At 64.0% G+C, this 19,610-nt stretch carries 16 protein-coding genes and 2 pseudogenes; 8 read left to right on the top strand and 10 right to left on the bottom strand.

The window, feature by feature from the left end:
* Positions 1-47 precede the first annotated feature (47 nt).
* The 3 genes and pseudogenes from G6N41_RS30255 to G6N41_RS05240 form a co-directional block, all read right to left on the bottom strand.
* Positions 48-347 (bottom strand): hypothetical protein, encoded by a 300-nt coding sequence (locus G6N41_RS30255; RefSeq protein ID WP_231608832.1) that lies wholly within the window; start codon positions 345-347, stop codon positions 48-50.
* A 34-nt stretch (positions 348-381) separates the two neighbouring features.
* Entirely contained in the window at positions 382-768 is a 387-nt protein-coding gene (locus G6N41_RS30250) for a hypothetical protein (protein WP_231608831.1), read from the bottom strand.
* Between the two features lie 388 nt (positions 769-1,156).
* A pseudogene (locus G6N41_RS05240) lies at positions 1,157-6,552 on the bottom strand (SDR family NAD(P)-dependent oxidoreductase); the annotation flags it as partial.
* Between the two features lie 45 nt (positions 6,553-6,597).
* Here G6N41_RS05240 and G6N41_RS05235 point away from each other — a divergent pair.
* Positions 6,598-7,468 (top strand): annotated as a pseudogene (locus tag G6N41_RS05235) (IS5 family transposase).
* Positions 7,469-7,564: 96 nt separating this feature from the next.
* A complete protein-coding gene (locus tag G6N41_RS05230; RefSeq protein ID WP_198966793.1) occupies positions 7,565-8,767 on the top strand; it encodes an EspA/EspE family type VII secretion system effector in 1,203 nt (400 codons plus the stop codon).
* 177 nt (positions 8,768-8,944) lie between these two features.
* Here G6N41_RS05230 and G6N41_RS05225 read toward each other — a convergent pair whose 3' ends face one another.
* The 6 genes from G6N41_RS05225 to G6N41_RS05200 all read right to left on the bottom strand — a co-directional run bounded on the left by G6N41_RS05225 (position 8,945) and on the right by G6N41_RS05200 (position 12,549).
* On the bottom strand, positions 8,945-9,481 hold the full coding sequence (locus G6N41_RS05225; RefSeq protein WP_198966792.1) for a DUF2694 domain-containing protein: 537 nt from the start codon (positions 9,479-9,481) through the stop codon (positions 8,945-8,947).
* A gap of 93 nt (positions 9,482-9,574) precedes the next feature.
* Positions 9,575-9,889 carry an ESX-1 secretion-associated protein gene (locus tag G6N41_RS05220; RefSeq protein WP_020731127.1) on the bottom strand — a complete coding sequence of 105 codons (315 nt, stop codon included), beginning with the start codon at positions 9,887-9,889 and terminating at the stop codon, positions 9,575-9,577.
* Between the two features lie 51 nt (positions 9,890-9,940).
* On the bottom strand, positions 9,941-10,279 hold the full coding sequence (locus G6N41_RS05215; RefSeq protein ID WP_198966791.1) for a secretion protein EspL: 339 nt from the start codon (positions 10,277-10,279) through the stop codon (positions 9,941-9,943).
* Entirely contained in the window at positions 10,276-10,488 is a 213-nt protein-coding gene (locus G6N41_RS05210) for a hypothetical protein (protein WP_198968091.1), read from the bottom strand. The genes G6N41_RS05215 and G6N41_RS05210 overlap by 4 nt, the downstream gene beginning before the upstream one ends.
* A complete protein-coding gene (locus G6N41_RS05205; RefSeq protein ID WP_407663778.1) occupies positions 10,442-11,314 on the bottom strand; it encodes an IS5 family transposase in 873 nt (290 codons plus the stop codon). Before G6N41_RS05205 ends, G6N41_RS05210 begins: the two co-directional genes overlap by 47 nt.
* A 26-nt stretch (positions 11,315-11,340) precedes the next feature.
* Positions 11,341-12,549 (bottom strand): PPE domain-containing protein, encoded by a 1,209-nt coding sequence (locus G6N41_RS05200; RefSeq protein WP_231608830.1) that lies wholly within the window; start codon positions 12,547-12,549, stop codon positions 11,341-11,343.
* Positions 12,550-13,031: 482 nt separating this feature from the next.
* Here G6N41_RS05200 and G6N41_RS05195 point away from each other — a divergent pair, with 482 nt between their 5' ends.
* Positions 13,032-14,345, top strand: a complete 1,314-nt coding sequence (locus G6N41_RS05195; RefSeq protein ID WP_198966790.1) for a MinD/ParA family ATP-binding protein — start codon at positions 13,032-13,034, stop codon at positions 14,343-14,345.
* 135 nt (positions 14,346-14,480) lie between these two features.
* Here the strand turns inward: G6N41_RS05195 and G6N41_RS05190 are convergent, their stop codons facing one another.
* Positions 14,481-14,768 (bottom strand): WhiB family transcriptional regulator, encoded by a 288-nt coding sequence (locus G6N41_RS05190; RefSeq protein ID WP_012396937.1) that lies wholly within the window; start codon positions 14,766-14,768, stop codon positions 14,481-14,483.
* A 454-nt stretch (positions 14,769-15,222) separates the two neighbouring features.
* Between G6N41_RS05190 and espM the strand changes: the two genes are divergently transcribed.
* The 5 genes from espM (at position 15,223) to G6N41_RS05165 (ending at position 19,608) form a co-directional block, all read left to right on the top strand.
* Positions 15,223-16,269: an ESX-1 type VII secretion system transcriptional regulator EspM gene (gene espM / locus G6N41_RS05185; RefSeq protein ID WP_198966789.1), complete on the top strand. Its 1,047-nt coding sequence runs from the start codon at positions 15,223-15,225 to the stop codon at positions 16,267-16,269.
* Positions 16,270-16,506: 237 nt separating this feature from the next.
* Positions 16,507-17,760, top strand: coding sequence for an EspA/EspE family type VII secretion system effector (gene espE / locus G6N41_RS05180; RefSeq protein WP_198966788.1), 1,254 nt, complete (start codon positions 16,507-16,509; stop codon positions 17,758-17,760).
* A 97-nt stretch (positions 17,761-17,857) separates the two neighbouring features.
* Complete coding sequence (locus G6N41_RS05175; protein WP_198966787.1) at positions 17,858-18,169, top strand: ESX-1 secretion-associated protein; 312 nt, start codon at positions 17,858-17,860, stop codon at positions 18,167-18,169.
* A 1-nt stretch (position 18,170) separates the two neighbouring features.
* Positions 18,171-19,010, top strand: a complete 840-nt coding sequence (locus tag G6N41_RS05170; RefSeq protein ID WP_198966786.1) for an ESX secretion-associated protein EspG — start codon at positions 18,171-18,173, stop codon at positions 19,008-19,010.
* 40 nt (positions 19,011-19,050) lie between these two features.
* Positions 19,051-19,608, top strand: a complete 558-nt coding sequence (locus tag G6N41_RS05165) for a DUF2694 domain-containing protein (protein WP_198966785.1) — start codon at positions 19,051-19,053, stop codon at positions 19,606-19,608.
* The last annotated feature ends 2 nt before the right edge of the window (positions 19,609-19,610 follow it).

The raw sequence follows: 19,610 nt of genomic DNA, 5'->3' as shown, positions 1-19,610 counted from the left end.
AGGCGGACACCATGGCTTAGCGGGGGTGTGCCGGTGCGCCGGTCGACTCACTCATCGACGCCAGCTTGGTCCGTGGTGCGCTTGGCGCGCACCGCCGGCCGCGTCGACCGCCGCCGTGGAATGCGATCGGTGATGCCGCTGAGCGAGTTGACCATCTTGTTGAGGGTGACGACAGCGGACTCGAGGGTGTCGGTGGTGGGCGTCAACTTGTCCACGGCGGGCGCGAGCTGGCTCAGGATTTCGGCGGCTTCGGTGAATTGCTCGAGCGGCCCGTTTTTGACCAGCAGCTTGTCGATGACGCCGTCCTCGGCGAACATCCGCTCGATAATGCCGTCCTCGGCGAACATCCGCTCCAGCGGCCCGTCCTCAGCGAGCAGCCGATCAGCGAGCCCCCCCGGGCGCCAGGATCCGCTCTAGCGAGGAACTGTCTGCAGCTGATACCCGATCGAGTAAACCCCCGGGTGCGGTCAACAGGTCAACAATCCCACCCGGACGCATCAGCTTGTCCGCCGCCCCGCCCCGGACCAGAGCGCGCCCCATCGCCCTGTCGTTTTCGGTCAACTCGGCAACTCGGTTGGCGCCCACGATTGCGCCGCGCAGCGGAAATAGATCGGTGATCAGGTCTACCGTCTTCGGGCTTTCCTCACCCAAGGATTGCTTCACAGCCCCGAGCGCGACGGCCGCAACGCTGAGTCCGGCGTCGGCCACCGCGACGCCGGCCCGGATGGGTGCTGTCGCTGCGCCGACGATGGCCTTGCTGATGTTCACGCGGCAAGTGTATGGCTCGGCGGCGCTTCGTGGGCCTGGCTCCATCCCATCAAAACGCTGCGCCACACGATCATGCTGCCCCGTATCCCATTTTTTGAAGGCATCGCCCCCAACGCAAACATGTATTTCAAGTCGGGGTTGCACCCCGATGACGTTGACCACAGCGAAAACTTGGAAACGTGGCGGGGAAATATTTGGGTCGACTGGCCTATTGCCCGAGCGCCGGTGGCTGACAACTGTGACCCGCTGAGTTTGAGCGCGCTAAGCCGGTCGGTGCTCGGCTGGGACCTTGACGAACGCGCCGCATCGAGCCACGCCCTATCCGGCTGCGACAGCTGACCGCGAGCGCACTTCGGACCCAGTTGTTGCATCGCATCGGGCCCGAGGGCTAACAGCCGCTATCTATGCGATTGCCTCCGGAGGGCTCGGCGAGCGCCATCGCTACCAATTCTTCGGGGCTTAACGAGTTGATCATGCCTTCGAGTTCCTGCTGCTTGGTTCCCACGTTGTCCACCCGGTCCACCCGGAGATTTCGATCGGGGTCTTTCCGCAGGCGTAGCAGTTTGTCCAGCAGGCCGGCATCTCGCAGATCGGCAACCGAGATCGCACTGAGGATGGACCGCAGCTTTTCGTCCTCAGAATAGGCGGGCGCCAAGGCGTTGTGAGATTCGTGCTGATGGGTGGCGCACAGTTGTTGGCCGAGGTGTTGGGCGAGCGCGCTCGGGGCTCGGTGATCGAAGATCAAAGTGGGCGGCAAAGTCAGCCCGGTAACGGTTTTGAGCCTGTTGCGAAGCTCGATAGCTGTCAGCGAGTCGAACCCGAGGTCGCTGAAGGTAGCGTTTGGGTCGATGTCGGCGGCATTGAGCCGGCCCAGCACCATCACCGCTTGGGTACACACAACTTCGGTCAGCAGGTCGTGCTGCTCATCCGGGGTCATCATGTTCAAGCGGTTGATGAGCGCCAATTCCGTTGGTGTGCCGTCGTTATCGACGTTGCGCCGCATGGGACGAATAATCAAGTCGCTAAACAGGTTCGGCAAGTCGGCATTGAGCGCCGGGTTTTCCAACGCTCTGCGATCGAGACGGGCGGCCAGTACTGTGGGTTGATCCACAATCAGCGCGGCGTCGAATAGATCGAGCGCCTGCTGGGCGGATATCGCCGCGAACCCGCCGCGACTGAGCCGACTCACATCGCTGCCGCGCAGATGTTTGGTCATGCCGCTCGCCTGCTCCCATAACCCCCACCCCAACGACACGCCCGCCAACCCGTGTGCGCGCCGGTCTGTGACGAGCGCATCCAAAAACGCGTTGGCCGCGGCGTAATTCCCCTGACCGGGAGCCCCAACCACCCCCGCAATCGAGGAGCACAACACGAACATCGACAGCCCGAGACCACGAGTCGCGTGGTGTAGATTCCACGCCCCGTCGACCTTGGCCCGCAGCACCGAATCGACTCGATCCGGTGTCATCGAGGTGATTACCGCATCATCGAGCACCCCGGCCGCATGAATGACCCCAGTTAGCGCCGGATACTCCCGGCCCCAGCCGGCTATCAATTTCTCCACCGCACTCTGATCGGCCACGTCGCAAGCGGCCCCCAGCACGCGGGCGCCAGCTTCGCAGAGCTCATCCACCAGCTCGGCCACACCCGCGCCCTGTTCACCCATGCGGCTGACCAGCACCAGATTCCTCACGCCGTAGGCACTGACCAAATGGCGAGCCAACACCGAGCCGACCAGCCCGGTGCCGCCAGTGATCAATACCGTGCCTGCCGCCAGCGCATCGCGCAGTTCCGTTGGTGCGGAGAGGACCACTTTGCCGATATGACGGGCCTGACTGACGAACTGATAGGCCTGCGGAGCGCACCGCACATCCCAGGTCTTGACCGGCAGCCGATGCAGCTTCCCGGCCGCAAACAGCGTCATCAATTCGGCCAGCATCTGCCCAAGGCGTTGCGGCGCAACCTCGTTAGCCAGGTCGAATGCCCGATAGCTGACTCCAGGATGTTCTTGAGCAACCTCCTGGGCGTCACGGATATCGGTCTTACCCATCTCGATGAAGCGCCCCCCGTCGGCCAGCAACCGCAGCGAGGCATCGGTGAACTCTCCCGCAAGCGCGTTCAGCACAACATCGATTCCACGGCCGCCGGTGGCCGCCGAGAACTTCTCCTCAAACTCCAACGTGCGGGAGTCCGCGATTTGATCATCGTCAAAATTCATTGCGCGCAATGTGTCCCACTTGCCGCGGCTGGCAGTCACAAAGACCCGCGCCCCCCATAGCCGCGCCAGTTGAATCGCTGCCATGCCCACCCCGCCGGTGGCCGCATGGACCAACACCGACTCTCCACGACGAAGCCCCGCCAGATCCGACAACCCGTAAAAGGCCGTCAGGAACACGATCGGCACGCTGGCCGCCTCGGCAAACGACCACCCTGCCGGTATCGGAACCAACAGCCGCTGATCAACCACACACTCCGAACGGCCGCTCATCAGTCCCAGGACGCGATCACCGGGTTCCAGCCCGCTGACTCCCGGGCCGACCTCGACCACCACCCCGGCGCCCTCGCCGCCGAGGGTGGGCTTGTTGCCGGGATACAGCCCCAACACCACCAGCACGTCCCGGAAGTTGACCCCAAGCGCAGCCAATGCGACCCGCACCTGGCCCACCGCCAGTGGTTCATCCGACCGCGGGCACGGCTCCAACACGACGTCATCAAAGGTGCCCCCGCCAGTGGCGGCCAGCTGCCACCCTTGGCCCGCGTCCGGTGTGCGCAGCGCCGCCCTGCCTCTGGCAAGCCGGGCGGCGTACACATCACCCGCGCGCACCACCAACTGCGGTTCCCCTACGCCGATGACCGTGGGCAGGGCCATCGATGTGTCGGTGTCGATCAGCACAATGCGACCCGGGTGTTCGGTCTGGGCCGACCGCACCAACCCCCACACCGCGGCCCCGGCCAGGTCAGTGATGGCTTCGCCGGCGAGCCCCATCGCCCCCCGCGTACACACCACCAACACGGCGGGCAGGTCGTCAGCCAACCAGCGCTGCAGTACCTCTAGGACTCGGTGGGTGGCCGCATACACCGTGTTCACCACCGACTCCGCGCCGCCGGACTCCCACTGCCACACAACCGCAACGTCCCCGTCAAGGTCCCGCGCAGCGGCACAACGCCCGGCAAGGAAGTCATCCCAGGAGACCACCCGGCGTTCGCCTTCGCGCTGAACGCTGTCGCGCTCGAACGTGATCGGCGTCCACACCACATTCAACAGCTCCCGGCCGGTGCCATCGCCTCCCGCTGACATCGCGGCCCGTAGCTGCGCGGCGCCAACCGGGCGGGTAGTTAGCGAACCCACCGATAGGACCGGAAGACCCGCACCATCGGCCAACTCCACCGATACCGCGCTCGGTCCAGCCGGCGCGATGCAAACTCGCAGCCGCGAAGCGCCCGAGCCGTGCAATGACAAGTGCTGCCAGGAAAATGGCAGCACCGTCGCCTCGCCGTCGCCACCCACGCACAGCCATGCGTGCAATGCCGCATCCAGCAGTGCTGGGTGGATCCCGACGTCGGTCAGGTCCAGGCCTTCGTCGTTGGGCAGGCCGACTTCGGCGAAGACGTCGCGGCCGCGCCGCCAGACCGCGCGAAGTCCCTGAAAGGCGGGGCCATACCCATAGCCTCGTCGCGCCAGCCGTTCATAGAGGACACCGATATCGACCGCCTCTGCACCGGCCGGGGGCCAGGTCGACAGCTCGGCCGAGGCGGCCGGGGCCGGCTGCACCGCTGCGGGTGCCACACTGCCTTGCGCATGCAACACCCAATGCTGATCGGGTTGGTCCGCGCGGGAGTACATCGACACCAACCGTTGCCCCGACTGCCCGGCACTAGCCACCACCACCTGCACCTGTACCGCGGTGCCGGCATTGAGTACCAACGGCGTCGCCAGCGTCAACTCCTCGACCACACCGCATCCGACTTCATCACCGGCGCGAATGGCCAGTTCCACGAATCCGGTGCCGGGGAACAGCACCGCGCCGCCGACCAGGTGATCGGCCAGCCAGGGCTGACGCGCCAACGACAACCGTCCGGTCAGCACCACGGCACCGGTATCGGACTGCTCAACGACCGCACCCAACAACGCATGCCCAGCCGCTACCAGCCCCGCCTCGCCCACATCGGTGGCGTTGGCCGAGCCGTCCAGCCAAAACCGCCGCCGCGCGAACGCATACGTCGGCAACTCCACCTGCCAACCACCCGAGCCCGCAAACACCGCCGACCAATCCACCCCCACCCCAGCCAGCCACGCCTGGCTTAGCGACATCCAAAACCGCTCTACGCCGCCTTCATTGCGGCCCAATGTCGGAATCACGATCACCCCAGCGGAATCGGGCCGCCCGATCCCCTCGGCCAGCGATTCTTCGATACCGCCCAGCAACACCGGATGGGGACTGGCCTCAACGAAGGTCCGGCACCCTTGCTCGTGGCAGTAACGCACCGCTCGATCGAAGCGCACCGTCTGCCGAATGTTGCGATACCAGTAGTCGGCGTCCAACGAAGCGCCATCCACCGACGCACCGATCACCGTCGAGACAAATTCGATGTCTGACGAATGCGGCCGCACCCCGGCCAGGGCTGCCACCAGGCAGCGAGTAGCCGCTTTGCCTGCGCGGCTACCGCCGCCTCCGACTTGCCCGAAACCACCCACGGCAGCGAATCCGGGGACACATCAACGGCTTCGGCCACCACCTCAGGGCAAACCTGTTCCACGATCACATGCGCATTGGTGCCGCTGATCCCAAATGACGACACCCCCGCCCGACGCGGCCGGCCATCCACCGCCGGCCAGGGCCGCGGCTGGGTCAACAACGACACCGCCCCCGAGGATCAATCCACATGCGGGGAAGGCACATCCACATGCAATGTCGCCGGCATCAGCTCATGGCGCATCGCCTGCACCATCTTGATCACCCCAGCGATTCCCGCCGCGGCCTGAGTATGGCCCATATTCGACTTGATCGAACCCAGCCACAACGGCTGATCGGCCGGGCGAGCCTGCCCGTAAGTCGCTAAAAGCGCCTGCGCCTCAATAGGATCACCCAACGTGGTGCCCGTCCCGTGGCCCTCCACCACATCCACATCCGCAGCGGTCAACCCCGCGTTAGCCAACGCCGCCTCGATCACCCGCTGCTGCGCAGGCCCATTGGGTGCGGTCAACCAATTAGAAGCACCATCCTGATTCACCGCCGATCCCGCGATTACCCCTAACACGGCAAGGCCCCGCCGCCGCGCCTCCGACAACCGCATCAGCACCACCACCCCAGCACCCTCAGAGAACCCCGTCCCATCCGCAGCCCCCGCGAACGCCTTACACCTCCCATCAGCCGCCAATCCCCGCTGCCGAGAAAACCCCACAAATGTTGCCGGTGTGGCCATCACCGTCACCCCACCCGCCAACGCCACATCACACTCCCCCGACCGCAACGACGCCGCCGCCAAATACAACGCCACCAACGACGACGAACACGCCGTATCCACCGACACCGCCGGACCTTCTAGCCCCAACAAATACGCAACCCGCCCCGAAGCCACACTCGCCGCCGCCGACGTCAACCCATAACCCCCCAAATCCCCAGACACCCGCCCCGCCCCATAATCAGAACTCATCAACCCGGTAAACACCCCAGTCACCGAACCCCGCAACGACACCGGATCAATCCCCTCGTCCTCCAACGCCTCCCAAGAACACTCCAACAACAACCGCTGCTGGGGATCCATCGCCAACGCCTCACTAGGGCGTGTCTGCTTAATGTGAATGGTGTTTTGGCTGATGCTGTTTGGGTGATGCGGACGCATGCGATTTCTGATGATTTGTGGTCGCTGATCGTGGCGGTGTTGCCTGCGGGGCGGCGGCGTGGCCGGCCGTGGAACGATCATCGACGTACTCTGGAGGGCATTATCTGGCGTTACCGTACGGGATCTCCGTGGCGTGACCTGCCCGAGCACTTCGGTCCCTGGCAATCGGTGGCCGAGAGGCATCTACGCTGGTCGGTCGATGGCATCTACGCGCGGATCTTCGCGGCGATCGCCTCTGACCTCGACGCCGAGGACGCCGACCTGGGCGCACTGTTGTCGGTCGATTCGACCAGTGTGCGCGCCCACCAACACGCAGCCGGAGCGCCCGGGCGCCGCACAGGGGGATCTGTCGAATTACAAGAAATATCTCGATGAGCCCGATGACCACGCCATTGGGCGTTCCCGCGGCGGGCTGACTACCAAGATCCACGCCTTGACCGACCAGCTGTGCAGTCCGGTCACCCTGGCACTGTCGGCCGGTCAAGCCGGTGATAATCCGATGCTTTGGCCACTGCTGGCCGCCCGGTGCAGCAACTCATACGCCCCGTTTCGCCTGCTGGCGGACAAGGCGTACTCCCATGACTCGACGCGGGCACAGCTGCGCCGGCTCAAGATCGCCCATACCATCCCCGAGCGCAGCGACCAGATCACCCGCCGCAAAGCCAAAGGCCGCAACAGAGGACGGCCTCCGGGGTTCTCAGGCCGAATCTACAAGCACCGCAACACCGTCGAGCGAAGCTTCAACCGGCTCAAACACTGGCGCGCGGTCGCCACCTGCTACGACAAATACGCCCTGACCTACCTCAGCGGTGTCACCCTGGCCGCCATCATCACCTACCACCGCGTCCGCAATTAGCAGACAGGACCTAGACCACATCGTGTGAGCCCAACAGGCCACACCAATAACTGGGGGCGGCCGGCACAACGTGGGCCCGAAAGGAACGTTCATCCCATGTATCTCAGTCAACTTCAGCGTTTGGTTCAGCAAATCTCGCGATGGGTACGCGGAGATGAAAATCTGCAGAACTTCCAAGAAATCCAAGAGGGAGGCGGAAATCCGCCGCCGGCGCAGGAGGGGGCGCCCGACAATTCCCCTTGGGCGCGTCGAGGAAGCGTTGTTTGCGGGGTGACCGAGGGCATCCTCGGCCTCCTACTGGCATTGCTTGGAGAGGCCGGCCCATCCCGGGGCGAATCCCTGGACCGCAGTGGATCGATGTTCGACGGTGTCAGCGCCCAGATCGCGACCCTTGATCCCGACGGCGGTTGGCGGGGCAACGCAGCGCGGGCCTACGGGGCCAAGAACCTCGCCCAATCCCAACACACCACGCTGATCGCTGATCTGGACCGGCTCACCGGCGAGCTGGTGTCATCCCAGGCCGACGCCGTGAAGCGGGCACGCGACCTGCTATCGGCGGAAATTTGGATTGTCTTGGTCTTGCTTGTGGTTTGCATTGGCTTGGAGCTGCACGGGCCCGAGGGCCAAATCCTGTCCTTCCATATCGCAATACCCATATGCACTATGGCGGTGTTTACGGCCGCTACCGCCCTGGGCGTGTTGGCGGCCACGACGTCGCAGAATGCCAGCGCCGTGCAAGCGGCGACGCAGCTATTGAGCGCCATGGCGGCGGCCCTGACCACCGGGGCGGACACAGTTCCCAGTTCGCCCAAAATGACCTTTCCACCAATACATTCCCTGTCGGAGTTCGATCTCACCGAGGCCACCGGCCCCACCCCACCGCAGCTTCCCGATCTGCAGTCGACGTTGGCCGAGTTACCCGGTGCCCCCGAGTTTCACCTGGCCACCAGGGCCGGCGCGGGGTTCCCCGACTTCGGCGCACCGCAGCTGTCCATCACCGAATTGACCGGCCTGCCAACCCTGCCCGATCCCACAAACCTGACCGACCCAACCAGCATGCTGGCCGACCTGCCCACGATCGCTCAACTCAGCACCACCCTGAGCCAACTCACCAACCTCGCCGGACCCACCAGCGCCACCACCCAACCGGCCCAACAGCACACCACCCCGGCCGATCACCTCAACCAAGAGGACGCCACCAACACCCCCGACACCGCCACCGCAGCCACCACCAGCAGCAGTGAACGCGCACCGCTGGACACCCAAACCCACCCCCACCGGCAGCGCCTACTGACCTGACAGGCTTTGCCAACCATGCCCATCATGGTCCCAAATTCACTAGACCTGGCTGACTTGTACCGGGACAAAACGAATTGGCTGCGTTGCCCGATCTCTGCGACGGTATAGCCTGGCCTCTTCGGTCGGGCCGCCGCAACTGTGCCCGTCCAAGCCTTGGTTCACGGGCGGCGATCGGGACTAGCCAGTTGTTGCAGTGAAGTCGTTCTTGTATCGGGTGGCGAACACCTCTTCTTCTGCCGAGGCCGCCTGCTCGGGCGTCGGCAAGTTCATTGTCTTCTCAACGATTTCGCGCAGCACGGCGCGTTGTTCTGCGTCGTTCACTTCATTCATGCCTTGGAGCATGAAGGCGTGCTGTGCGGCCCGCGCCTTCTGCCGGGCCAGGTCCGCAAGAACAAATATCTCCTCGGCAAGCCTCGGTTCGGACATGTTGTCGACCTTGTCCGACAGCTCGACCCGGTAGATGTCTCCGCCCATGACGGCCGACACCGAAACGCTCCCTTTAGGATTGGTTACCGTGAACAGTTCGCACTCATCGTTCTTGTCCTCCTCGATCACCCCAAGGATTGCTGACATGTCGGATCCGGGGTCCTCGGGTTGGGTCGGTGCGTAGCTGAGCAACGCGTCGATGGCGGACTCGGTCTCTCCGGTTGCGGGGCCGGAGAAACCCAGTCCCGCTAGATAGTTATGGGCGTCGTACCCGGGCTGGTCGGTCATGACATGCCTTTCTGAGATGGGTTGCGGGCGTGGCGAGAAGCTAGCCCGAGGTTTGGGCCTCGGCGTGGTCTGACCACGCGCCGAGCGGGAACATCAGTTGTCAATCTGCGCATCGAGAATCTCGGCGCCACGTTGGTCCGTATCGGCGTAGGAGGCGAGGGCACGGGTCAGATTCGTGGAAAGCCCATCAGCGACCCCCTCCAGGGCTCGCCCCGCGCTAGCGCGGACTGCCTCGTAGGCGCTTAGTGCATTGTTGAAGGTCGACGTGAATGGGCCGTGGGTCTCGGCGACTGTCGCACCGATCCCGGCGGGCGCCGCCGTCGCTGCCCGCAGACTTGTTGCGGTGGCGTCGTGCCCGCTGGCAAGCCGGTTCACGACGTCGGGCTGCAACGTCAACATGTCATTCATCGGCTGAACTTCGCTTTTCATCGGTGTTGCGTCGCTTTCGGTTTGGTGTGGTTAGGGGTGGGTTTGGTTGATGGCGGTGGCGAGGGTGGCCAGGGTGGTGGCCAGGGTGTGGTTGGCGGCGTTGTCGTAGGCGTGGACGGCTTGTTTGGCGTTGTGGAGGGATTGGTTGACGCGGTGGGCGACGCCTTGGGAGCCGAGTTGTTTGAGGAGGCCGTCTTGGATGCGGATGCCGGTGAGCCAGTTGTATCCGTTGAGGGTGACCTCGACGGTGTGGGTGTTGTCTGAGGCTTTGAAGTTGCCGGCGTTCATTTGGTGGAAGCGGTTTTGCAGGGCGGTGTGGAATTGGGTGAGCCCTGCGAGCAGGTGTGCGGCGGTGGGGTCGAGGTTCATGGTTTGTGCTCCGTGGTGGTTGTGGTGGTGAGGTGGGGTCGGGCGGGGCCGATGAGTGCTTCGGTCCAGGGGCGTTGTTCGGTGTAGAGGGCTCGGTCGTCTTGCTGGGTGCGTTTGGTTTTGGTGGTGTGGGCTGGGCTGTTGGCGCCTAGGTCCTGTCTGCTAATTGCGGACGCGGTGGTAGGTGATGATGGCGGCCAGGGTGACACCGCCGAGGTAGGTCAGGGCGTATTTGTCGTAGCAGGTGGCGACCGCGCGCCAGTGTTTGAGCCGGTTGAAGCTTCGCTCGACGGTGTTGCGGTGCTTGTAGATTCGGCCTGAGAACCCCGGAGGCCGTCCTCTGTTGCGGCCTTTGGCTTTGCGGCGGGTGATCTGGTCGCTGCGCTCGGGGATGGTATGGGCGATCTTGAGCCGGCGCAGCTGTGCCCGCGTCGAGTCATAGGAGTACGCCTTGTCCGCCAGCAGGCGAAACGGGGCGTATGAGTTGCTGCACCGGGCGGCCAGCAATGGCCAAAGCATCGGATTATCACCGGCTTGACCGGCCGACAGTGCCAGGGTGACCGGACTGCACAGCTGGTCGGTCAAGGCGTGGATCTTGGTAGTCAGCCCGCCGCGGGAACGCCCAATGGCGTGGTCATCGGGCTCATCGAGATATTTCTTGTAATTCGACAGATCCCCCTGTGCGGCGCCCGGGCGCGCTCCGGCTGCGTGTTGGTGGGCGCGCACACTGGTCGAATCGACCGACAACAGTGCGCCCAGGTCGGCGTCCTCGGCGTCGAGGTCAGAGGCGATCGCCGCGAAGATCCGCGCGTAGATGCCATCGACCGACCAGCGTAGATGCCTCTCGGCCACCGATTGCCAGGGACCGAAGTGCTCGGGCAGGTCACACCACGGAGATCCCGTACGGTAACGCCAGATAATGCCCTCCAGAGTACGTCGATGATCGTTCCACGGCCGGCCACGCCGCCGCCCCGCAGGCAACACCGCCACGATCAGCGACCACAAATCATCAGAAATCGCATGCGTCCGCATCACCCAAACAGCATCAGCCAAAACACCATTCACATTAAGCAGACACGCCCTAGGGGCATGCCTGCCATGGGGCCCGTGCCCAGGGGGCGGCCGGTGGGGGTGGTGCCGGGGCCCAGGGCGCCTAGCGCACTCGGGGGTGTGGGGCCCGCGCCCAGGGGGGCGGTCAAGGGGATGGCGGCGCTGGCGCCCCCGTCGAGTGCGGCGGGTTTGACGGTGGGGCCGGTAGCGAGTGTGGCCGCGGCGCGGGCGGCTTCAGTGGTGTCGGGGGTTACGGCGGGTGGTGGGGTGAACGGCATCGTCGGCATCGGTGGTGTGCCGGTGAAGGGCAGTGTGGGGTCCCCGCCAGGCGGTAGCGGTGGTAGCGGGGGTGGGGGTTTGGGGTCGTTGTGGGTGGGGGCTGCCGGTGGTCGGGGTGGTTGCACGGGCTCGGTGATTGTCCTGTTGGCGTATCCGGTCAGCACTTCCTCGGATTTCTTCTGACATTGCGCGTAGACCTTCATAAACGGTTTTTTATCGGGCACCCTGGGGTCACGAAGGACTTCTTCTAGCGTGGTGATATCCGCCAATGCCGGGTGTTGGCCAATGGCCCAGTGGTGGGCTTGTTCGAGGCCTGAGGCTTGTTTGGCCATCGTGGTACTCAACCGCGCCATCAGGCGCAGCCAGTCCCGGTGTTGATCGAATGCGGCCTGCACCGCGGTGGCCGCTTCACCTTCCCAATTCTCGAAGTCACGGAACCGGCCCAGGGCCTGCTGAATTGCCAGGTTGTAGGCATTCCAGTCATGGGCGAACTGCTTAAGCGATACACCCTGGTCGGGCTTGTTGAGGTTGATCGCGGCCAGTTTGACACCGGTATATGGAGACGGAGGCGCTGCTGGCGCGGTGGGGGTGTCGGCTAGCGCGGGCAGGGGCAGGTCCGTACCCGCGGGTACCGGCGGTGCTCCGATGCCGTGGCCGTCGGTGCCCAAAGCCGTTGCCGCGCCTTCGTCGATCTGTTCGTAGGCCTTGGCCGCATCCCTCATGAACTGCGCAAGCCGTTGCCGCGCTTGGGCGCCCGACTGCAGATAGGCACGCATGCTCGCGGCCGACAACGCCAACTGCGTGGCCCCCGCAACCGCCGGGTCCAGGGCGCACGCGGCCAACACCGCACCGCCGGGCGGATCAGCGATCGGGGCTTCCACCTCGGTGGCCCTGGCCACGATCTCGCTGGGATCCACCGCCAGCATCCACGGCTGCGACATGCCGAAACTCCTTCATCGTGCTATAGCTATAATCGTCGCTGAATTCGATGGTCCGCGCACCAAATTCCGGCACGATTATTTCAGAACTACCTTCTGAAATAAACCAGAATTAGATTCCAGGACATAAACGCGAATTGGCTTGTGAAATAGGCCACCAGGTGCTCTGCGTTCTGCCCACGCGCTAAATCATTGCCCACTTTTTCGGGGGCATCCAGCAGGAACTTTCCGGACCGGAGATATATTGCGAATCGTCGACTTGCAATTGCACGCACGCAGGACTTGATGGCGCAATACGGCAGGTCCGGCGCCGGGCCCGGACCCAACGAGGCCAATCGGCCGCCTCAGGGCACAAGCCCCCGAACCGGGCAACACAGCGGTTCACGGGGGTGTCGGGCCAAACCGGCCGGCCGGCGAGAGTGCCAGTCGATGCTTGGATACTGGTCGGTGTTTGGCATTGGCAGTCTGATGCGACCGAGGAGCCCATGAACGAACGCGAGGAGTTTCTGCGAGACCGGGTCCGGCCGGACCAGCCCAGCGTTCCCGACGCGAGTCGGTCTCGTCAGCGTTCCGGTATGTACTGGACGGCGACGGACGCGTCGGGCCCTCCGGTAGCGCCCACTCACCAACCTCGGCCCGCCCCGCCCCGTCCGCCGACTCCGCAGCCTTCACCCGTTCCACCGCGGGGGGCCAACCCGCATCCCCCGCCGCCACCGGCGCCACCTTCGGTCCCGGCGCCGCCGCCCCCACCGGTGGCACATCCACCCACCGGGCACAACTCGCCGCCACAAGCTGCCCCACACGAACCGACGCCGAAGGTTCCACCGCCAAGCCTTGGGGCCGAGCCCACACCGGCGCGCACCCCCGGCGAGCCTCCATCCACCGACCACGGCTGGCGACATATCATTCGAGTCGCGTCGTTTGGGCTGATCAACCCACGCCCATCGGCGGCGCAGCGCGATGCCGCCGAATTCGAAGCGGCCATTCGAGCCCCGTTGCGCGGCACCCACAAGGTTGGTGTGCTGGGCAAGGGCGGCGTCGGCAAGACGTCAGTCGCTGCCAGCATCGGGTCACTCCTGGCCGAATTGCGACAGCAGGACCGCATCGTGGCGGTCGACGCCGATACCGCTTTTGGCCGGTTGAGCAGCAGGATCGATCCCACCGCGCGTGGCTCGTTCTGGGACCTGACCGCCGATAGGAATCTGGCGTCGTTCGCCGATGTGGTTGCCCGCTTGGGCCGAAACGCTGCGGGCCTGCACGTTTTGCCCGGCGAGGCGGCCGTCGGTGGTCGCCGGTTACTCGACCCTGCGATTTATCGCGAAGCGGCGCTACGACTCGACCGCCATTTCGCCATCTCGATCATCGACTGCGGCTCCACGATGGACGCGCCCCTAACTCAGGAAGTGTTGCGCGACCTCGATGCGCTTATCGTGGTGTCCTCCCCCTGGGCGGACGGTGCCTCGGCGGCCGCCAAGACAATGGAATGGCTCGCAGACCGCAAACTCAGCGGCTTGCTACGGCGCAGCGTCGTGGTGCTCAACGATTCGGACGGGCATTCCGACAAGCGCACGCGTTCAGTGCTTGCGCGCGAGTTCGTCGACCATGGACAGCAGGTTGTCGAGGTGCCTTTTGATCCGCATCTGCGCCCCGGCGGTGTTATCGATGTGAGCCATGAGTTGGAGCCGGGAACGCGACTGAAGTTTCTGCAAATCGCCGCAACGATTACCGGGCACTTCGCCGCGCGGTCCGCTGCCGACGAAGACCCCCGTCCCACCGAAAACGTAGCGTCTGAGACCTAGAGCGTCTGGTCCGCTGGATGCTCGAATGCATAACAGCGCGAGAAATCGCTGAATTTCTCGCGCTGTTTGCCTACGTGGCAATTCACCACGGCGTCGCCGCAGACCCCTCGCAGCAGCGGCGGACGCGGCCGGGCATCATGCCGATTGGGCGGTGATCCGCTCGCGCGCCGGGAAACCGTTGCGCTCTGCCAGCGACCGAAGTTGGCCCAACGCGAACGCCCGCGCCCGGCCTGCTTCCGGAATCACAACACCCGCCCAAAGTCCCTCCGCACCCGGCGACTCAACCGCGTCCCGCGCACACGCCCACCGACGCGGGCATGCGCGACACAGCGTCTTGGCCTCCTCGTCGGGCGTTGTCGTCCAACGATCGGGGTCCTGTGTGCAAACGCCCAGCGGAATCTCGTACAGAGCAGTTGCAGTCATATCTAAGCGTTCCTCCATAAAGCAAAAGCGTTGCAGGTTTGTAACCTCTGCCTGGGGATCGTATAGCACTAACCGTTGCAGTGCAACAGTTCCTGATGCGGGGCTACGCACCCACCTGCTACAACTTCGCTGCGAGCTGAGCCATGATAAGCATCCAAGCTGGCATAACCAGCGGTAATTACCTGTCAATCGGCTGGGCGACACGGCGCTCCACCAGCCCAGAAGCGCGCCCTTCCGGACAGAAACTGTTCCACTGCGCAATGCTTCGGGGTAGGATCAAACGTAGCGGTGGTCCGGTTTAACCAGACTACGGTCGCCTCAGAACCCCGCTGGCTGTCGTTCAAGAAACGTAGCGAAGGCATACCAATGGAAGGGTGCAACGGTTAGGATGTTGGTCAGCGGAACGCGGGCCTTACCACCCGCCTCAGTAGCCGCGAGCGAAGAATCGGCGTACATGCCCGACGCCGAATCGACTGCTCGGCCGGCCCGTCAACGACCCGTCGGCCGCGGCGCGCTGACCAACGCACGACTGGATGATCCCGTGTTATCGCAGACAGATGTGCGAGCGGTTTCCGATGGTGGGCAGCGGCGGATCGTCACCAACAGCCCAAACGGTATGTTCGTCGACGGAACACGGAAAAGTTCTGTGGCTGTCAACGACAAGACCATTGTCCGGTTCGGCGATCCCACTGGAGGCAAGGCGTTGACGTTCGAAGTCGTCAGGCCCTCGAATTCGCCTGAAGAAGACAGCCGTGAACAGCGACCGGCCGAGCAATCGGACTCTCAGACCAACGATTCTGATCCCGGTGTGGCTCGCGCCGGGGCCGCCGCCGCGGCACGACGCCGAGAGCTCGACATCAGTCAGCGCAGCCTGGCAGCCGACGGGATCATCAACGCCGGCGCACTTATCGCGTTCGAGAAGGGCCGCAGCTGGCCACGCGAACGCACCCGCGCCAAGCTGGAAGAAGTCCTGCAGTGGCCCGCGGGAACCATCGCGCGGATACGCCAGGGCGAGCCCGTTACGCCAGAGCCCGCTCCCGAAGCCAGCGTGGAGGCGCCGACCTCCGACGGCCCAGCGTCGCTGATTGCGCAGGCGGTTGCCGCCGCGGTCGACACCTGCAGCCTCGCGATCGCGGCATTGCCCGCACCCGAGGAACCTGACTTCACCGAGCGGGCCGCACCGATCCTTGCTGATTTGCGCCAGCTCGAGGGCATCGCCGTCCAGGCGACCCGCATCAGCCGCATCACACCGGAGCTGATCAAGGCGCTTGGTGCTGTTCGGCGATATCACGACAAATTGATGACGCTCAGCGCAACCGCACCAGGAGCCACACTGGCGCAGCGTTTGTATGCCGCCCGGCGGCGGGCGAATCTGTCCACTTCGGAAACCGCGCAAGCCGCCGGAGTGACCGAAGAATTGATCGTCCGCGCGGAAGCCGAGGAAGCTTTGCATGCCGAAGCCGCCGAGGCTATTGAAGCGCTCATCCGTGAAATCAATTGAGGTTGGTGCCCAGTGGCAACTCACCTTGAATCGCTCGAGTCCGAACGACCGGGGACCTTCGCGTTACCCCGGTATTCGAGCATGCGGATCTTGGTGCTGTGCGCGCGAAAATGCCCGCACTACAAAGAAATTCGTGCGTCGACCACGGTCGGAGCACTGCTAAGCTCAATGTACAGACCAAAGGTGCACACAAAAAGACAGTGCACGAAACAGCGAGTGTAAGGAATTCCACGAATGGTGCCAAAGGGAAGCGGTCTTTGCAAGACAACAAGCAATTTCATTTGGGGTCAGTTGCTTTTACTTGGAGAAGGCATCCCCGACCCGGGCGATATCTTCAACACCGGTTCGACGCTCTTCAAAGGAATCGCCGACAAGATGGGTCTGGCAATACCGGGCACCAACTGGCTCGGCCAGGCGGCGGACGCCTATTTGAACCAGAACATCGCTCAAGAACTTCGCGCGAAGGTGATGGGTGACGTCGACTATCTGACCGGCAACCTGATTTCGAATCAGGCCGAGTATGTGTCGAACACCCGCGACGTGCTGCGCGCGATGAAGAAGATGATCGACGGCGTCTACAAGGTCTGCAAAGGCCTCGAAAAGGTGCCGATACTCGGCTGGTTGTGGTCGTGGGGGCTCGCCCTGCCGATGTCGGGCATTGCGATGGCCACCGTCGGCGGCGCGCTGCTTTACCTGACCATCATGACGTTGATGAACCTGACCAACCTGAAGGGCCTGCTCGGCAGGTTGGTCGAAATGTTGGCCAGCCTGCCATCGCTGATAGGCGGCCTGCTCCCGAACATCCTGGGCATCATCGACGGCCTGTGGCCGCCCAAGTTGCCCGACCTTCGCATCCCGGGTCTGCCGAACATCCCGGGCCTGCCCGAGTTCACCTGGCCTCCCAAGATCGACATTCCGAACTGGAACTTGCCGATCCCGGGGCTCCCCGGTTTCGAGTTCCCGCCGACCTCGGGTATCCCCGGTATCGACTTCCCGTTCCCCAACATCCCGGGCTTCCCCGGCTTCCCCAGCCTTCCTGGGTTGCCGAGCATCCCGGACCTGTTCCCCGGCTTGCCCGGCCTGGGTGACCTGTTCTCCGGGATCGGCAATTGGGGCAAGTTGCCCACCTGGACAGATTTGGCGGCCCTACCCGACTTCTTGGGTGGCTTTGCCGGGCTGCCCACCCTGAGCTTCTCCAACCTGCTCGGCTTCGCCCAATTGCCCAACGTCAGTTCGCTGACCGCGACGATGGGCCAGCTGCAACACCTGGTCTCGGCCGCTGGCGGACCTGGCCAACTGGGCAGCATGGCGGGCCAGCAGGCCAGCATGATCTCGTCGCAGGCTTCCCAAGGCGGTCAACAGGCCACCCTGGTGAGCGACAAGAAGGAAGACGACGAAGACGGTGCGGCCGCGGGCAGCGCCGGTGCGGAACGTGCTCCCATCGACGGGGGAAACAACACCAGGCAAGGCAACGAGGGGACCCTCCTCTAGTCCGGGTAACCGGTGGCGGCTCACTGGCCTACCAAAGCCATAGCGAGCCAAAGCCATAGCGAGTAGAAAGTTAGACGTAGAGGAAAGGTCTACCCCCATGACAGGACTACTGAACGTCGTACCTTCATTCTTGAAGGTACTGGCGGGCATGCACAACGAGATCGTCGGCGAACTCAAATCGGCGACCAACGTCGTGAGTGGAATCGGCTCGCGGGTGCAGGTGACCCACGGCTCATTCACCTCGAATTTCAACGACACGCTGGTCGAGTTCGAAACCACCCGCAACAGCGCCGGGACAGGCCTGCAGGGCGTCGCGGGCAAGTTGGCCAACAATCTGATCTCGGCCGCTGGCGCCTATCTGAACTCCGACGAAGGGCTCGCTGGCATCATCGACAAGATTTTTGGCTGATATGGCCGGTCCGCTCGCTACCGGTCGCGCGGGCACCGGTGACGATGTCGTCGGAGTCGAGGTAACCATCGACGGCATGCTGGTGATCGCGGACCGGTTACACCTGGTCGATTTCCCTGTCACGCTTGGGATCCGGCCGAACATCCCGCAAGAGGATCTGCGAGAGATCGTCTGGGACCAGGTGGCGCGCGACCTTACTGCGCAGGGCGTGTTGTATCACAATGGCCAACCGCATCCGGCGGTCGCGGCGATGGTCGACACTCTCAGCAGGGCGGACCGCACCTTGGAAGGCCGCTGGTGGCGCCGCGACGTTGGCGGTGTGATGGTGCGGTTCGTGGTATGCCGCACGGGCGAAAGACATGTCATCGCAGCTCGCGATGGCGACATGTTGGTACTGCAGCTGGTGGCTCCGCGGGTCGGCCTGGCAGGCATGGTGACTGCCGTGCTGGGCACCGCGGAACCCGCCAATGTCGAACCGCTGACCGGCATTGCCAGCGAACTGGGTGAGTGCACCAACGCCGCACAGCTGACCCGATATGGGCTCACGCCGACCACCGCCCGCCTCTACACCGAGATCGTCACCAACCCGAAGAGCTGGGTGGAAATCGTCGCCAGCGAACGCCATCCGGGCGGCACTACCACCCACACCAAGGCCGCCGCGGGGGTCCTGGATTCAGCACATGGCAGGCTTGTCTCGCTTCCCCGTCAAGTCGGCGGGGAACTGTACGGCAGCTTCCTCCCCGGTACCGCGCAGAATCTCCAGCGGGCGCTTGACAGCCTGCTCGAACTGCTTCCGTCAGGCTCGTGGTTGGATCGCGCCGACGCCACCACCCGAGGTTGACTTAATCCTCTCCGTTACGAGTTCAGAAAGGGACGCCACAGTGGACCTGCCCGGGAACGACGACTACAACCAAGATCTCGGCGCCCTAGATTTCTCCGGCGGCGGTACGTCTGAGGACTCTGGACTCGGTGCACTCGACGAGTACGCGCCCCCCGAGCCCCAGGAAACCGAGCATGCCGGAGCCGACCTGGATGCACTTCACGGGCTGACCGAGAAGGAGGAAGAGCCCGACATCGCGATGTTCACCGTGACCAACCCGCAAGGGAGCGTGTCGGTCACGACCATGATGGGTGGCATCGCCCAGCGAGTTACGGTGACCGACAAGGCTGCGAACATGTCGGAATCCGCTCTGGCCGAAGAGATCTTTGTCATCGCTGATCTGGCCCGCCAAAAGGCGCGCGCCGCACAACACACGTTCATGGTGGAAGCCATGGCTAGCGAACTGAGCGACGAGACCGAAGAAGAAGGTGCGCTGTTGCGCGAGTTCGTCGGTATGACACTCAACTTGCCGACGCCGGAAGAAGCAGAAGCGGCCGAAGCCGAGGTATTCGCCACCCGCTACGAGGTCGACTACACCTCTCGTTACAACGAACGGTGATA

Origin of the sequence: Mycobacterium shottsii (assembly GCF_010728525.1) — a bacterium.
Lineage (GTDB): Bacteria > Actinomycetota > Actinomycetes > Mycobacteriales > Mycobacteriaceae > Mycobacterium > Mycobacterium marinum.
The sequence above is the reverse complement of the archived record's forward strand: the minus strand, read 5'-3'. Positions and strand labels throughout refer to the sequence as shown.

Bases quoted from the DNA above. Each gene is read 5' to 3' on its own strand.
- G6N41_RS30255 (WP_231608832.1), bottom strand. From the start codon at position 347: ATGTTCGCCGAGGACGGCATTATCGAGCGGATGTTCGCCGAGGACGGC.
- G6N41_RS05230 (WP_198966793.1), top strand. From the start codon at position 7,565: ATGTATCTCAGTCAACTTCAGCGTTTGGTTCAGCAAATCTCGCGATGG.
- G6N41_RS05225 (WP_198966792.1), bottom strand. From the start codon at position 9,481: ATGACCGACCAGCCCGGGTACGACGCCCATAACTATCTAGCGGGACTG.
- G6N41_RS05220 (WP_020731127.1), bottom strand. From the start codon at position 9,889: ATGAATGACATGTTGACGTTGCAGCCCGACGTCGTGAACCGGCTTGCC.
- G6N41_RS05215 (WP_198966791.1), bottom strand. From the start codon at position 10,279: ATGAACCTCGACCCCACCGCCGCACACCTGCTCGCAGGGCTCACCCAA.
- G6N41_RS05200 (WP_231608830.1), bottom strand. From the start codon at position 12,549: ATGTCGCAGCCGTGGATGCTGGCGGTGGATCCCAGCGAGATCGTGGCC.
- G6N41_RS05195 (WP_198966790.1), top strand. From the start codon at position 13,032: ATGAACGAACGCGAGGAGTTTCTGCGAGACCGGGTCCGGCCGGACCAG.
- G6N41_RS05190 (WP_012396937.1), bottom strand. From the start codon at position 14,768: ATGACTGCAACTGCTCTGTACGAGATTCCGCTGGGCGTTTGCACACAG.
- espM (WP_198966789.1), top strand. From the start codon at position 15,223: ATGCCCGACGCCGAATCGACTGCTCGGCCGGCCCGTCAACGACCCGTC.
- G6N41_RS05175 (WP_198966787.1), top strand. From the start codon at position 17,858: ATGACAGGACTACTGAACGTCGTACCTTCATTCTTGAAGGTACTGGCG.
- G6N41_RS05170 (WP_198966786.1), top strand. From the start codon at position 18,171: ATGGCCGGTCCGCTCGCTACCGGTCGCGCGGGCACCGGTGACGATGTC.